This is a genomic window from Micromonospora sp. NPDC049523 (assembly GCF_040676775.1).
Classification (GTDB): domain Bacteria; phylum Actinomycetota; class Actinomycetes; order Mycobacteriales; family Micromonosporaceae; genus Micromonospora_G.
In genome coordinates, this window is record NZ_JBFAPP010000002.1 from 274849 (window position 1) to 289792 (window position 14944).

The following is a 14944-nucleotide window of genomic DNA, read 5'->3' on the forward strand; positions in this document are numbered from 1 at the left end:
CCGAACCCGGCTCCGGACCGATGTGCCACCGGCCGCCGGACGGCGAAGCTTCCGGCGGAGTTGTCCGAGCATCCACTGGAGGATCGATGAGTTCCCAGCACCACGCCGCCCCGGTCGCCCCACCGGACCAGTCCCGGGCCGCCGTGGCCGCGGTCGACCTGGTCAAGGTGTACGGCAGCGGCGACACCGCCGTACGGGCACTGGACGGGGTCACGGTCGGCTTCGGTCGGGCGGAGTTCACCGCCATCATGGGCCCCTCCGGTTCGGGCAAGTCGACCCTGATGCACTGCCTCGCCGGCCTCGACTCGGCCACCTCCGGTCAGGCCCTGCTCGGCGGCACCGACCTGACCCGGCAGTCCGACCGGGCGCTGACCACCGTACGGCGGGAGCGGATCGGCTTCGTCTTCCAGTCGTTCAACCTGCTGCCGCAGCTCACCGCCGCGCAGAACATCACCCTGCCGCTCGACCTCGCCGGCCAGCGCCCCGACCGGGACCTGTACGCCCACCTGGTCGACGTGCTCGGCATCGGCGACCGGCTCGGTCACCGGCCCAGTGAACTCTCCGGCGGCCAGCAGCAGCGGGTCGCGCTGGCCCGGGCCCTGGTGTCCCGCCCCGAGGTGGTCTTCGCCGACGAGCCGACCGGCAACCTCGACTCCCGCTCCGGCGCCGAGGTGCTCTCCTTCCTGCGCGACTCCGTACGCGACCTCGGCCAGACCATCGTCATGGTCACCCACGACCCGACCGCCGCCGCGTACGCCGACCGGGCGGTGCTGCTCGCCGACGGGCGAATCGCCGGCGACCTCGCCCGCCCCGACCACGCCTCGGTGACCGAGGCCCTGCACCGGCTGGTGGCGACCCGATGAGGGCCACCGTGCTGCGTACCCAGCTCAGCGGGGTCGCCCGCCGCCCGAGCCGGCTGCTGCTGACCGGGCTGGCCGTACTGGTCGCGTCGTTTGTCGTGTTCGCCGCCGTACTGGCCCAGCAGATCACCGCGCGGACCGTGGAGGCCACCGCCGCCAGCACCCCGGCCGCGACCGACCTCGTGGTCGGCGACCCGGAGGGAACCCCGGTCGGTGTCGACGTGCTCCGCGAACTGCGGGACCTGCCCGGCGTGGCCGAGGCCGCCGGGCGGCTGGACAGCGGACTCGCCCTCGGCGAGTCGGGCGGCGGCTACCTCGGGCTGCACGCCGACCCGGGCACCGGCCCGCTCGCGCTGGCCCGGGTCGTCCAGGGCAGCTACCCGGACGCGGCCAACGAGATCGCGGTCACCCCGCGTACCGCCGAGCGGATGGGGCTGACCGTCGGCACGGTCACCACCACCGGGAGCGGCACGCCGACCGGCCCGGTCAAACTGACGGTTACCGGCGTGGTCGAGTCCGACGACGACGGCGGCCAGGACGCGTACGCCCCGGACCTGATCGCGACCGCACTCGGTGGTACGGACCTGCTCAGCCAGATCGACCTGCGGCTCACCCCCGGCGCCTCGCCCACGGCGGTACGCACACAGGTGGACGGCATCCTCGCCGCGGTGGCGCAGCCCGAGCGCCCGGTGGTGCGTACGGGTGCCCAGGCTCGGGCGGCCGAGGCCGAACTGGCGGTGGCCCGGCTCGGCCCGGTCTTCGCCCTGGTCGGCATGTTCATCTCGATCGCGGTGGCCGCCGCCGCACTGGTCGCGACCTCGACCTTCCGGATCGTCTTCGCCCAGCGGATGCGGCAACTGGCCCTGTTGCGCGCGATCGGCGCGAACCGGGGCCGGCTCGCCGGGGCACTCGCCGTCGAAGGTGCGCTCACCGGACTCGTCGCCGGTACGGTCGGCGTCACGATCGCCCTCGTCCTCGGTCACGCCCTGCCGGTGCTGCTGCGGGCCTTCGACCTGACCGTGTCGTCGCCGGGCCTCCCGCTGGCCGCCGCGCTCGCGGTGATCGCCGGCGCGACCCTCGTCACCCTGGTCGCGGTGCTGGCACCGGCGTTCGGCGCCGCGCGGGTCGCCCCGCTGGAGGCGCTGCGGGCGGCGAGCACCACCTCAGGTCGCCGGGACATCGGCGCGATCCGGCTGGTGGGCGGCCTGCTGCTGGCGGCCGGGGCGGCGCTGCTGGCGGGGCTGGTGGTGACCCGGCTACCCGGGCCGGAGCCGGTGGACTACAACCCGCAAACGCCCCTGCTCATGATCGTCATCTCCGGCACGCTGGCTTTCTTCGCCCTGGTGACCCTGGGCCCGGTGCTCGTCCGGCCGGTGCTGTGGCTGGTCGGCTGGCCGCTGCGCCGGCTCGGCCCGGTCGGGCGGCTGGCCGTCGGCGGCATCGGGGGAGCGCCCCGCCGGGCGGCCGCGGTGTCGGTGGTCGTCGCGCTCGGCGTGACCCTGATCGCCGGGGTCCTGGTCGGCGGCTCGTCCATGCGGGTGCTCGGTGAACGGGAACTGGCGGTCAGCGCACCCGCCGACTTCGAGGTGACGGCCGCCGCCGGTACGACCCTGCCGGCCGCAGTGGTCGAGGCGGCACGCGGGCGCGGCGAGATCAGGAACCTGACGCCGTACCGGCGGCTGGACGGGCTGGCGCTGAGCCGTACCGGCGATCCGGCGCCGATCGGGGAAGGCGGGGAGACGCTCGACGCCACCGACCTCGTCCTGAGCGGCCTGCCGGAGGTGCGCAAACTCGACGTACGGTCGGGTCGGGTCGCCGACCTCGGACCCGGCCGGGTGGTGCTCGCCGGCTACGTGACCTGGGACACCGGCCTGCGCGCCGGTGACGCGATCACCCTGACCCGCGAACAGCGGAAAATCGACGTACGCGTAGCCGCGGTCCTGCCCGGTGCCACCCCGCTGATGTCCGGTGTGGTGCTCGACCCGGCCGACCTCGACCGGCTCGGTGCCCCGGCCGGCTACGCCGGGCTGCTCGCCGACGCGGCACGCTCGGGTGAGGACGGCCGCAGCGCCGCCCAGAAGGCGCTGCGGCAGGTGACCGAGGGCAGCACCGGGCTCGGCCTGACCGTGCTGGCCGACAAGCGCGACGAGATCAACGGGCTGGTCGACACGTTGCTCGGCATCGCGATCGGGCTGGTCGGACTGACCGTGCTGATCGCCGTCGTCGGTGTCGGCGCCACGACCGCCCTCTCGGTGGTCGAGCGCGTACGCGAGTCCGGCCTGCTCCGCGCGGTGGGACTGTCCCGGGGCGGGCTGCGTTTCATGCTCACCACCGAGGCGAGCCTCTACGGGCTGATCGGCGCCACGCTCGGTCTCCTGCTCGGCGTCCCGTACGCCTGGCTCTCGATCGAGGCCCTGGGTGCCAACGCCCCGTTGCGTTTCCCCGCCCTGCCCCTGGCCGCCCTGTTCCTGGCCCTGGTAGCCCTGACCGCAGTAGCCGGCCTACTACCCGCCCGCCGCGCCTCCCGCGTCAGCCCGGTAACCGCCCTAGCCACCGACACCTGACCCCCATCCCCCCGCCCCCACCCCCGTCCCGTCCCGTCCCCCCGCCCCCGCCCCCGCCCGTCCGCCTCGGCGATCTTGCACTTGTGGTGCCTCGAATTGCGGCACTCGTCCGGTTTTGTGCACCACCACAAGTGCAAGATCGCCGGGCGGTCGGGGTGGGGGTGGGGCGGGGTGGGTGGGGTGGGGCGGTCGGGGTGGGGTGGGGTGGGGTGGGGTCAGTGGTTTAGGAGGTGGAGGGTTTCTTTCCAGAGGTGGTTGGCGAGGGTGGGGTCTAGGGCGTAGGGGGCTACGCCGACCATGCCGGCGGGGTCGGGGGCGGGGAGGGCTTCGTTGTTGTCTTCGAAGTAGCGGCCGGTGACGCCTTCGACGTGCGGGGAGGCGGCCAGCAGGACCGAGGTGGCCGCGCCCTGTTGGGGGGTCTTCCAGCCTGGCGGGACCTCCAGGCGGTTGCCCTGTTCGTCGAGCGCGCCGACGAAGCGCAGCTGGGCGTCGTCGAGGTGGCGCTGGAGGTTGGTGACGATGCCGCCGGGGTGCAGCGCGTTGACGGTGATCCCGTCGGCGGCCCACTGCTCGGCCAGGGCGACCGTGAACAGGATCATCGCCGTCTTCGACTGGCCGTACGCGGACCAGCCGTCGTAGGGGCGGTCGGTGTAGTGGATGTCGTCGAAGACGACCGGCGATATCAGGTGCGCCGACGAGCTGACCACGACGACCCGGGCGGCCGGTGCGGCGGCCAGGGCGTCGTGCAGGCCCAGGGTCAGGGCGGCGTGGCCCAGGTGGTTGGCGGCGAACTGCGCCTCCCAGCCCTCGGGGCTCCTGGTCAGCTCGGGTAGGGCCATCACCCCGGCGTTGTCGACCAGGACGTCCAGCGGGCCGGTCCAGCCGGCGGTGAACGCGTCGATGGTGGCGCGGTCGGTCAGGTCGAGGCGGGCCACCCGTACGTCGTCGCGTCCGGTGGCGGCACGCAGGTCGGCGGCGGCGCGTTCGCCCGCGGCGGTGTCGCGTACGGCCAGGGTCACCTGGGCACCGGCGGTGGCGAGTGCGCGGGCGGTTTCCAGGCCGATGCCGGACGCGCCGCCGGTGACGACGGCACGCTTGCCGGTCAGGTCGACGCCCTCGATCACGTCGGAGGCGGTCGACCGGGCGTCGAAGGGGGTGGTGATACGGGACATTGCGGACTCCCTGCCTGGGATGGGGAAATAGCGGCGCTGATCGGCCGTTCAATCCATCCGGATGGTTTAAACCATGCCACGACGAGGTCCAAGAGTCAACCATCCAGTTGGATTGCTAGCATGGGCGGGTGGCGTACAACTCGGCGGCGACCCGCAAGCGACTACTCGACGCGGCTTTCGAGGAGTTCTCCGAGCGTGGGCTGGCCGGGGCACGGGTCGACCGGATCGCCGCCGTCGCCTCCGCCAACAAGCAGGCGATCTACGCCTACTTCGGCTCCAAGGACGGTCTCTTCGACGCGATGCTCGAAGACCGGCTCGGCTCGCTGGCCGACGCCGTACCGTTCCTCCCCGACGACCTGCCCCGGTACGCCGGAGCGCTGTTCGACCACCTCGTCGTCAACCCCGAACTCGTCCGCCTGAACCAGTGGAAGTCCCTGGAGCGGGCCGACGTGTCGACGGCCGAGGCGGACTCCTACCGGGCCAAGGCCCAGGCGCTGCTCACCGCCGGGCAGGCGCGGGGCGCCGACGAGACGACCGCGGTCGACCTGCTGCTGCTGGTCATGAACCTCACCTTCGTCTGGACCAGCATCGCGCCGACCATCCGGGCAATCGGCGGGACAGACGAGGCGGAACGCCTGCGCCGCCACCGTGCCGCCGTGGTCGCCAGCGCGTCCGCCATCACCACGGCACTCACCAACTGACGGGTACGCCGTTCAGCGTCCGGGCACCGCCGGCAGGGCGAGAGCCAGCGCCAGCGACTCGTCGCGGAACATCAGCCCCCGGCTGCGGAACTCCTCGAACACCTCCTCGATCGCCTCCACCGGCAGATCGAGGCGGAGCCGGTTGCGTACGGCCGACGCGGTCGTGGGGCGGTCACCGCAGGCGAGGTAGATCTCCGCCAGCGTCCCGTGGAAGGTGTACGTCCCCTCGCGGCCGGGGTGCCGGCGATCGTCGATCTGGAGGAAATCCGGAGCGGACCGGTACGTCAGCGCCGGCCTCGGCTCCCGCCGCCACGCCGTCGACCAGGCGCCGACCGCCTGCCGCAGTTCGTCGTACGCGGTGTCGGGCAGGGCGTCCTCCGGCTCGTACTCGAAGAAGTAGGCGACCCGATCGAGGTCGACGGTGTCCGGGTAGACGTACCGGTAGCTGCGCTCGGGGTTGCGGTGGCGCAGCTTGAACCGCTCGGGTTGGGCGTACAGCGGGCTGAACCGTTCGAGCCAGACCTGGTCGGCGCTGACCGGGGGTTGCAGGTGCACCAGGTCCGGGATGACGGCGGCCTGGGTGGCGTAGTCGTGCGGGGTCTCGCCGGGAAATCCCCACAGGATGTTCCACTCCACCCCGATGCCGTAGTAGTGCGCCCAGCGCAACAGGTTGACGTTCTGCGCCGCCCGTACGCCCTTGTCCATCAGGCGCAGGACGTTCGAACTCAGCGACTCCAGGCCCGGTTGGAGTTGGGACACGCCACCCTGCGCGAGCAGTCGCAGTTGCGCGCGGGTCAGGTTGGCCTTCACCTCGTAGAAGATCTCGTAGTCGGACTGGGCGGCGCTGATCGCGGGGAACACGTCGCGCAGGTAGCGGGGGTCGAGGATGTTGTCGACGGCCTCGAAGCGGAAGCTGCGGTAGCGGGCGGCCTGGTGCGCGAGTTCACCCAGCACCCGCTGCGGGGACTTGGCACGGAAGGCCATCGTGGTGCCGTTGAGCCCGCAGAAGGTGCAGTGGTGCTTCGCCCCCCACCAGCAGCCCCGCGCGGACTCGAACGGGATCCAGGTGTCGCGGCGCCCGACGCGGGGGACCAGCCCGAGGTTTTCGCCGCGCTCGAAGTACTCGTCGTAGTCGGGCATCGGCAGGTCGTCGAGGCGGTGGTGCGGCGCCGCCGGTGTCGTACCGACCACCCGGTCACCCTTCCGGAAGGCCACCCCGGGTACGGCGGCCGGATCGGTACCGGCGGCCAGCGCTTCGAGCAGGTCGGGAAACGCGATGTCACCCTCGCCGACCACGGCGAAGTCGACGCAGTCGACCGAGCGGACCAGTTCGAGCCCCATCTCGCCGTCGAAGTTGGCGCCGCCGAAGACCGTCACCAGGTGCGGGTGGTGCCGTTTCAGTCGGCGGGCCAGCGCGAACGAGGCGGTGTTCTGCTGGAACGTGCTGCTGAAGCCGACCACCCGCGTCCGCTCCCACGGGTACGCGCCCAGCAGTGCGTCGAGGTACGCCGGCACGTCCCGGTCCCGTACCCGCAGCAGCAGCTCCCGCGCCCGCTCGGAGGATCCGGCCAGGTACGCGAGGTCCTCGGCGAAGTCCGTCAGCAGGCGCGCGTCGGGGTCCGGAGCGGCGTTGCCGAAGGCCTCGATCGAGAACAGCCAGTCGCCGACCAGTCGACCGCGCTGTGCGGCGATCCCCCGGTAGTGCTCCACCCCGATCCGGGTGGCGAAGTCGAGGTTCGCGTGCAGTGTGCGTACCGGGAAGCCGTGGGTTTCGGTGATCGCCTTGAGCAGGCCGAGCTGGATCGAGGGTCGGTCGACGTCCATGAACGGCATCGAGACGAGGACGGTCGGCCAGGCCGTGCGCGCCTGCGCCGTGCTGTCGCCGGGACGCGACGACGATGCGGCCATGCTGAGCCTCCGGACGAGGTGGCCCGGCAGGCCCGACGCGGTCCGGCCATGAGCCACGGTGGCGGGTCGAGGGTGCTCGGTCGGCCGCGAGGCTATCAGCACATAGCGAACGGTCACTCGACCAGACGGCCCCGGCGCCAACCATGACCCGATCCAAATGCACGGCGCGCGATCCGAGCAGCCGGAGCACGATCGTCGTCGCGGGTGGTGCCGGCTATTGCGTGGCGGGTGACCTGGTGAGCGGGCCTTATCCCGTGGTGAGCGGGCCGGGGGTGGCCGCGGGGAGCTTGTCCACGACCACCAGCGAGGTGCCGGGATCGAGTTCCGCGAGCAGTTTGCGCTGGCCACTGCGGGTGATCCGGATGCAGCCGTCGGTGACGTTGGTGCCCAGGTCGTCGTCGTTGTACCAGGTGTGCAGTCCGATGTGGGCACCGCGCAGGCCGGCCGGCACCGCGTCCGGGTCGTCCGGGATCGCACCGAGGGCGAAGACGTCGGTGTCCGCGTACACCTGGCCGATCAGGGTGGAGCGGCCGAGCAGGAAGGTACGCCCCAGCGGTGTCGGCGTCTCGCGGGTGCCGAGGGTGGTCCGCCAGGTCTGTACCGGCTTGTCGTCGCGCAGCCAGGTCAGCTTGTACGTCTTCCGCTCGACGACGAGCTGGTCCCGCAGTGCGACGGTGGTCCAGTTGCCGGGCGGCACCCAGGCCACGGTCCGGTTCGCCGAGGGGAGCAGGACGGCGGCCCAGCCGGACCGGCGTTCCACGATGGGCACGGTCAGCGGCACTCCGGCGAGGGTCGGCGCCAGGAAGGCCCGGGGCCGGCCGCCGGGTGCGTCGTACGCGCCGACCTTGGCGGTCGGGTGCAGCCCTTCGCGCAGCCGTACCGTCGACAGCGGATCCGGGTCGGCGGGAAAACCGCCGGGTGCCGCATCGTAGTCGACCACTGGTAGGTTGGCCGGCGGCGGTATCGCGGTTATCGATGGCTCGACGCTTGCCGGCGTCGTGTTCGCCGGACCGGACGGCACCGGCGTCAGCGTCGAATCCGGTGCGACCGGAGGCCGGCCGGCCCGGTCCGGACCGGCACTCGAAGTGATCACCAGGATCAGTGCGACCAGGCCGCCGAGCAGCGCGAGGAGGCCAGCGGAGAGCAGTAGACGCGCACGCGTCCGACTCGGAGCCGCCGGTTCCGAAGGGACAAAAGGCACACAGCAACTGTACGTGGTGAACTCGCCCCATTTGGTAAGTCTCGTCGTTCGGTGACCAGCGGTTCGCCCGCCCCCGGCACCCGCGCGCCGATCGTGAGAAGAAATCGCGTCAGCCACTCATCCGCTCGTCCCGTTCCTACGTATGACGTGACGGAAGAGCTTGGGTGGGAGATCGAGGAGCGTATGGCTCGGATACAGCAGATCCAGCGACCCGCCGGCCCCAGGACCGTCACCAGCCGGGGCGGACCGCCGCGGTCGAAGGGTGCGATCGCGGTGCTCGGCGCCTCCGTACTGGCCGGCGCCTGGGCCCTGGCCATGCTTACCGCAGCAGGTCAGGTCCTGTACGTCTACAGCTACGTCTACCTCGAGTTCTACGCCGGTGTGGTCGCCCTGGTCTCGCTGAGCCTGACCGTGATGGCCGGCCTGCTGGCCACCGACCGGATCGTGCTGCTGGTACGGCACCGGGTGCTGCTGCAGTCCGCGCACCGGACCACCGGCGTCATCGCGGTCACCACCCTCGGCCTGCACATCCTCACCAAGGTCTCGGGCGGGCGGGCGGCACCGGTCGACGCCGTCATCCCGTTCGTCTCGCAGCGCGGGCTCTACGTCGGGCTCGGCACGATCGCCGCGTACCTGATGGTTTCCACGCTCTGGACCGGCCTGATCCGGGCCCGTTTCGTCAACCGGGGCAAGCCCTGGATGTGGCGGGCGCTGCACAGCACCGCGTACGCCTCCTGGCCGATCGCGCTGACCCACGGGCTGAACGCCGGCCGCCAGCCCGCCGCCTGGGTGACCCTCAGCTACCTGCTCTGCGTCTTCCTGGTGATCGTCGCGCTGCTGGTCCGGCTCTCGGTCAGCCTCGGGCGCAAGCGCAAGGACCAGGGCATGACCACCGGCTCGATCAAACCGATCGGCAAGGCCGTACGCGATGGCGCCGAGTCGCGTACCAACCTCGCGGGTTCGACAATGCGCAGCGACGTACGGGTGAGCTGGGCCGAACCGGAGAACGCGGGCAACCTGCGGGTGGGCCGGGCCGAGGAGCGGGTGGGGCGCCGGGCGCGTCCCGACCGTACCGCCGCCGAGAGCACCACCGGCCGCCGGTCGAGCCGGTTTGTCGTACCGGAGGTGCCGCAGCCCGGCACCATCGGTGACGAACCGGCCGCGGAAGGCCCTCGGTACGGGCGGCGCTGGTCCGCGCGTACGGAAACCGACTCCGCCCCGACCAGCCGCCGCCGCTCCGAGCAGGACATCCAGCGCGACTACGAACGTGACTACGTCGACAGCGGCCGACCCGAACGGGAGTCCGGCCGCCGGTCCCGCGCCGCCGATCGCGAGTACACCACCGATCCGGACTACACCGCCGAGCGCGAGTACACCACCGATCGGGACGACGAACGGGACTACACCGCCGAGCGGGAGTACCGGCCGCGCCGGGGAGCCGAACCGGAGGCCGAGCTGGACTACCGGCCCCGCCGGGGAGCCGCCGACGACGAGTCGGACCTGGACTACCGGCCGCGCCGGGGCGCCGACGACGAGGTCGAGGCGGACTACCGGCCGCGCCGGCAGGCGGAGGACGAAGCCGACCTGGACTACCGGCCCCGGCGGCGCGCGGACGACGAGGAAGCCGACCTGGACTACCGGCCGCGCCGGGGGTCCGGTGATCGGGCACCGGTCGTGGACGACACCCCGACGCTGGTCAACCTGGACCTGCGGCGGGCGCTGCGCAAGGCCGGCGGGGACGGCTCGGGCCGCTCCGGCAAACGCAAGCGCGGCGCCGGGGACAGCGTGGACGAGGCGTACTGGCGGGAACTGCGGGGTGAGGCCAAGTGAGTCGGGCCACCGTGCCCCCGGTCGCCACCTTCGGCCCGCCCCGACTGACCGCCGGCTTCAGCGAGTACGGCCGGCTGGACCTGCTCGCCCACGAGGACGTGCACGGTGAACTCGACTGGTTGTCGGTCGACGGGCTGGTCAAGCTCGCCGAGGAGATGCAGCTCAAGGGGAAGGGCGGCGCGGGTTTCCCGTTCGCCCGTAAGGTCCGGGCGGTCCTCGACTCGGCCCGCAAGCAGGCCCTGGCCCCGGTGGTGGTGGTCAACGCCACCGAGGGTGAGCCGGCGAGCTGGAAGGACAAGGTCCTGCTCACCCGGGCCCCGCACCTGATCCTGGACGGCGCGGCGATGGTCGCGTACGCCCTGGACGCGGACGAGATCGTGATCGGGGTCGCCGACGACGGGATCGGTGAGGCCTCGCTGGCCGCCGCGCTGGCCGAACGGCAGATGCCGGTGCCGACCGGGATCGTCACCGTCCCGCACCGGTTCATCTCCGGCGAGGGCGGCGCCCTGGTCAAGGGGATCAACGGCGAGGCGCACATCCCACCGGGGGTGAAGAAGCGGGCCAGTGACTCCGGTGTCGCCGGCATGCCGACGCTGCTGTCCAACGCGGAGACGTACGCCCAGCTCGCCATCGCCGCCCGGCTCGGTCCGTACGAATATGCCGCGGTCGGCACCGACGACGAGCCCGGCACCGTGCTGCTCACCGTGACCGGCGCGGCCGCCCGGCCCGCGGTGGTGGAATGCCCCGCAGGTACGCCGCTCGCCGACATCCTGCGGCTGTGCGAGGTGCCCGACGGTCCGGGTGTGCTGACCGGCGGTTACCACGGCCGGTGGATCACCGCCGAGGCCGCCGCCAAGGCGGTCATCTCCCGCAAGGGCCTCGCCGCCGTCAACGGCACCCTCGGCGCCGGCATCATGATCCCGCTCGGCCAGGACACCTGCCCGCTCGGTGAGGTCGCCCAGGTGGTGCAGTATCTCGCGGGTGAGTCCGCCGGCCAGTGTGGACCGTGCCGGCTCGGCCTGCCGGACCTGGCCCGCTCGGTCGACCTGATCGTCGCCGGCACCGCCGCCGCCGACGTCGTGCGGGCCGCCGCCGGGGCGGTACGCGGACGCGGCGCGTGCAGCCACCCGGACGGCACCTCCCGGTTCGCCACCTCCGCGATGGAGGTCTTCGCCGAGGACCTCGCCGCCCACGCCACCCGTGACGGCTGCGGCCGGCGGGTGAAGGGCGTGCTGGGGCTGCCGGCGAGTCCGGAGGCGGTCTCCAGCCGGCTCTCTGTGGACTGGTCCCGGTGTGACGGGCACGGGCTCTGCGCGCACGTGGTGCCGGAGTTCATCCGGCTGGACGGCAACGGCTTCCCGTCGTTCCCGCCCACGCCGGTGCCCACCTGGCTGGAGGCCGGTGCCCGCAAGGCGGTACGGATGTGTCCCGCGCTCGCGCTGCGCCTGACCGAGCCGAAGTAGGCCCGCTCGTGCGGCACCACCCCCGTGGCGGTGCCGCACGCCGGTGGATCCGGGTCAGCAGTAGCGGTTCACGTGATCGGCCATGTTGCGGTACGGCGACACGTCGTTGTCCGTACGGGCGCTCGCGCTGACCGAGAACAGGTACGGGTCGCCGCCGTGGCCGGCGCTGGTGTGGTTGAGGTACGAGACCGACCCTGACGAGATGTTGAAGTGCACCGACTCGGTCCGGTCGTGCCAGCCCCAGCTCGCCAGGTCCTGCCAGCCGCAACTGGACAGCCGCCCGCGCGGGTAGCCGTAGTTGATCCGGTCGTAGAAACAGAACCAGCCCGAGGTGCAGTCCGGGCTGGCCAGGGTGCCGACCGGTGGTTCGAAGGTCAGCACGAAGCTGCCACCGGCATAGCTGATCTCGGTGGGGCCGATCTGCCGGCCGCCCGGATACGCGGCCAGGTGCTTGTCGATCTCGACCTGTACGGCGCCGGGTGAGACGGGGCCGTCCGGTGGTCCGGCGGTGGCCGGGGGTGCGGCGGCGACGAGGGCGACGATCGCGATGATCGCGGCCAGGACGGTTGCCGATCTGCTCCATTGGCGGGGGGTGGTTGCCATGGCAGCCTCCTCGGGTACGGGATTCCGTGCGGTGAGGGAGATCGGTCGGAGCCCGCATCCGACCTTCATCATATTGTGGCAAAGATGACGGTGAATGACTTGTCACGATTCATCTTCATGTTCTCGCAGGTCATTGCCGGTTCTGCGGGTCGAGATCGGCCATTTGTCGGATAGCCGACGCAGAGCGCGTCGGATTTCTCGCCGATGGCACCTGACCTGGACGGTCACACCGGCGCCGGGGCGGACATATTCATGGTGGGAGGAACGACATAGATCGTCGCCGGTGCTGTCCGTGCCGGCGGGCGAGAGGCATCGATCCCTCGAGGAGAGTCGGTGGGCGGCAACGGCGGCCGGGACGAGGCGTGGCACGACGCACTGCACCGGCGATTCTGGCCGGACGTGGTCAGGATGCTGGCGCGGGCGTTGGGCGGTAACGAAGGCGAGGCGGAAGACCTGGCACAGCAGACGTTCATGACCGCTTGGGACCGGCGGTCGTACGTACCGGACGAACCGAGGGCCTGGCTGTTCGCCACCGCCAACAACCACCTGCGCAACCACCGGCGGTGGAGTCGGCGGCACCCGATGGCGCTGGTCGAGATGGAGGTGATGGAGGTGGTGGCCGGTGCGGCCGAGGGCGAGGAGAGCGCGATCGTCTGCGACCGGCTGGACCTCGGTCGGGTCTGGGGACAGCTCAAGCCGGCCGAGCGGGAGGTGCTGCAACTCGCCTACCTGGACGGACTGGACACCGCCGAGATCGCACACGTGCTCGGCCTGTGGCAGGCGACCGTACGCAAGCGACGCTCCCGGGCGCTGGGCCGGCTGCGCGGCTGGATGGTGGGTACGGCCGACCCGGTGCTCAGTGGCGCGGGTCGCAGAGGCGTGGGGGAGAGCAACGATGGCTGAGCATCACGACGAGCAGACCGAGCGTCTGGTCCGACGGCTGGTCGAGGCGAACGACCCGATGCGCGGCAAGCAGATCGGGCCGCCCCGGCGCAGCGCCGCCGAGCTGCGGAGGCTGGTCGACCAGCGCCGGGTCGACGGGCGGTGGCGGGCGACGAGCCGTCCCGGCGTACGGCTCCGGCTGCTCGCGCCGGCCGCCGCCGTGGCCCTCGGCGTCACCGCGCTGGTGCTGGTCAACGTACTGCCGGCCGGGGTCGGGGACGGTGGCGAGCCGACGACGGTGGCGATGGCCGTCGCGCCGGCCGCGCTCGGGCTCCAGTTTCCCGGGCAGGCCGAACCGGCCGGGCCGTGGCTGCGGGAGCTGGCGGAACGGACTGCTGGCCTGCACGAGACGGCCGGCACCGGGCGCTACACGTACCAGCACAGCCAGACCTGGTCGCTGGAGAACACCGCCGGGGGCCCGGACGAGGCGAACGCGGTGGTCGCCCGGGACGAGCGGCTGTGGTGGGCGGCGGACCGGTCCGGCCGGGAGGAGATCACCGCCCTGCCGCCACAGGCGGGCAATGCGGACGCGGCGCAGTGGCTCGACGGGCCGCCACCCGGCTCCGACCGCTCCCGCACCGACTACCGCGCCGGGGAGATGGCCCTGGTCGTGGACGACCCGGCCACCGACCCGGTGGTGCTGTCCCGACAACTTTCCGCGCACGAACCCTTCAGCAACGGCCCACAGGCCGTGATCCGGGCGGTGGCCGACCTGTACCGATTCCACGAGATGAGTCCCGCCTTGCGCGCCGCCGTACTGCACGTGCTGACCGAGACGAACGGACTGGTGTACCGGGGGAGAGTGGTCGACCGGGCGGGTCGGACCGGTGTCGCGGTCAGCGTGGACAGCGAGGCCGGGGCGACCCGCGACCTGGCCGTGCTGGACCCGGACACCGGCACCCTGCTCAGCTACGAACAGGTGGCCCTGATCAGCCCGCCACGCTCGGCCGTACGCGCGCCCGCGGTGATCTCCTACGTGCTCTACCTGGCCCACCAGCGCACCGACCAGCTCGGCTGAACCGCGGTTCGGGGCCGGACCGGGTACGCCGGTCCGGCCCCGAACCATTCGACCGGCTACCGGATTGGAAAGCGGGATCGACGGGTATCTCCGGCTGTCACGGGAGGTGGTCGTGATGACGGGGACAGAGGCCGGTGTCGGACGGTTGCAGCTGAGGGAACGTGCCCGGCATCGGGTGCGGCGCCGGATGGGACTGATCATCCTGCTCGTCGGGCCGCTGGCCGGCCTGGCGATCATCATCGGTGGCCTGGTCGCCCTCGGGGACACGCCACCGCTCAACCTGATCATGATCGGTGCCGGCGTGGCCCTGGTCACCTCGGCCCTGCTCGGCGTCGTCTGGCTGGTGCAGCGGCGCCGAAGCGACCCGCCGCTGATACTGGGGGCCGACCTGGCGACCCGACGGGCGGTGCACCGGGCGATCCGGGCCGGTCACAGCGACGACACCCGGATCGACCTGCTGGCCCGCGACCTGATCGCGCGAAGCCCCGCCCAGGCCTGGGTGCCGTGGCTGTACGTCTTACTGGCGCTGCTGCAGGTGGTGTTGCTGCTGCTCGGTGACCGGAGCACGAGCGATGTCGTCCGTGCCCTGATCACCGTGCCGTTCTTCGCCGTGGCCGCCGGCTACTTCTGGCTGTACCGGCGCCGGATGCGCCGGTACCGGGGCCTCGTCGCCTGACCCGCC

General features: G+C 72.2%; 12 protein-coding genes. 8 read left to right on the forward strand and 4 right to left on the reverse strand.

Translation table 11 applies throughout. The features are described from left to right. Positions 1 to 86 precede the first annotated feature (86 nt). Together AB0J90_RS03810 and AB0J90_RS03815 are read left to right on the forward strand one after the other, a co-directional pair. Positions 87 to 863, forward strand: a complete 777-nt coding sequence (locus AB0J90_RS03810; RefSeq protein WP_363591839.1) for an ABC transporter ATP-binding protein — start codon at positions 87 to 89, stop codon at positions 861 to 863. Then, positions 860 to 3424: an ABC transporter permease gene (locus tag AB0J90_RS03815; RefSeq protein ID WP_363591841.1), complete on the forward strand. Its 2565-nt coding sequence runs from the start codon at positions 860 to 862 to the stop codon at positions 3422 to 3424. Before AB0J90_RS03810 ends, AB0J90_RS03815 begins: the two co-directional genes overlap by 4 nt. Before the next feature lie 215 nt (positions 3425 to 3639). Here the strand turns inward: AB0J90_RS03815 and AB0J90_RS03820 are convergent, their stop codons facing one another. Further along, positions 3640 to 4596: an SDR family NAD(P)-dependent oxidoreductase gene (locus tag AB0J90_RS03820; protein ID WP_363591843.1), complete on the reverse strand. Its 957-nt coding sequence runs from the start codon at positions 4594 to 4596 to the stop codon at positions 3640 to 3642. 128 nt (positions 4597 to 4724) lie between these two features. On the opposite strand from AB0J90_RS03820, the gene AB0J90_RS03825 reads away from it, so the two are divergent. Beyond that, on the forward strand, positions 4725 to 5297 hold the full coding sequence (locus tag AB0J90_RS03825; RefSeq protein WP_363591845.1) for a TetR family transcriptional regulator: 573 nt from the start codon (positions 4725 to 4727) through the stop codon (positions 5295 to 5297). Positions 5298 to 5309: 12 nt separating this feature from the next. On the opposite strand, the gene AB0J90_RS03830 is transcribed toward AB0J90_RS03825, so the two are convergent. Next, positions 5310 to 7205 carry a RiPP maturation radical SAM C-methyltransferase gene (locus AB0J90_RS03830; protein WP_363591847.1) on the reverse strand — a complete coding sequence of 632 codons (1896 nt, stop codon included), beginning with the start codon at positions 7203 to 7205 and terminating at the stop codon, positions 5310 to 5312. A gap of 247 nt (positions 7206 to 7452) precedes the next feature. Continuing rightward, positions 7453 to 8406: a L,D-transpeptidase family protein gene (locus AB0J90_RS03835; RefSeq protein WP_363591849.1), complete on the reverse strand. Its 954-nt coding sequence runs from the start codon at positions 8404 to 8406 to the stop codon at positions 7453 to 7455. Positions 8407 to 8589: 183 nt separating this feature from the next. Between AB0J90_RS03835 and AB0J90_RS03840 the strand changes: the two genes are divergently transcribed. Further along, positions 8590 to 10236 carry a hypothetical protein gene (locus tag AB0J90_RS03840; protein WP_363591851.1) on the forward strand — a complete coding sequence of 549 codons (1647 nt, stop codon included), beginning with the start codon at positions 8590 to 8592 and terminating at the stop codon, positions 10234 to 10236. After that, complete coding sequence (locus tag AB0J90_RS03845) at positions 10233 to 11699, forward strand: NADH-ubiquinone oxidoreductase-F iron-sulfur binding region domain-containing protein (RefSeq protein ID WP_363591853.1); 1467 nt, start codon at positions 10233 to 10235, stop codon at positions 11697 to 11699. Before AB0J90_RS03840 ends, AB0J90_RS03845 begins: the two co-directional genes overlap by 4 nt. Before the next feature lie 54 nt (positions 11700 to 11753). On the opposite strand, the gene AB0J90_RS03850 is transcribed toward AB0J90_RS03845, so the two are convergent. Next, positions 11754 to 12302, reverse strand: a complete 549-nt coding sequence (locus AB0J90_RS03850) for a hypothetical protein (protein ID WP_363591855.1) — start codon at positions 12300 to 12302, stop codon at positions 11754 to 11756. A gap of 333 nt (positions 12303 to 12635) precedes the next feature. Here AB0J90_RS03850 and AB0J90_RS03855 point away from each other — a divergent pair, with 333 nt between their 5' ends. The 3 genes from AB0J90_RS03855 to AB0J90_RS03865 all read left to right on the forward strand — a co-directional run bounded on the left by AB0J90_RS03855 (position 12636) and on the right by AB0J90_RS03865 (position 14938). Continuing rightward, positions 12636 to 13205 (forward strand): sigma-70 family RNA polymerase sigma factor, encoded by a 570-nt coding sequence (locus AB0J90_RS03855; RefSeq protein WP_363591857.1) that lies wholly within the window; start codon positions 12636 to 12638, stop codon positions 13203 to 13205. Next, entirely contained in the window at positions 13198 to 14262 is a 1065-nt protein-coding gene (locus AB0J90_RS03860; RefSeq protein WP_363591858.1) for a CU044_5270 family protein, read from the forward strand. The genes AB0J90_RS03855 and AB0J90_RS03860 overlap by 8 nt, the downstream gene beginning before the upstream one ends. Positions 14263 to 14377: 115 nt before the next feature. Next, positions 14378 to 14938 (forward strand): hypothetical protein, encoded by a 561-nt coding sequence (locus AB0J90_RS03865; protein ID WP_363591860.1) that lies wholly within the window; start codon positions 14378 to 14380, stop codon positions 14936 to 14938. The last annotated feature ends 6 nt before the right edge of the window (positions 14939 to 14944 follow it).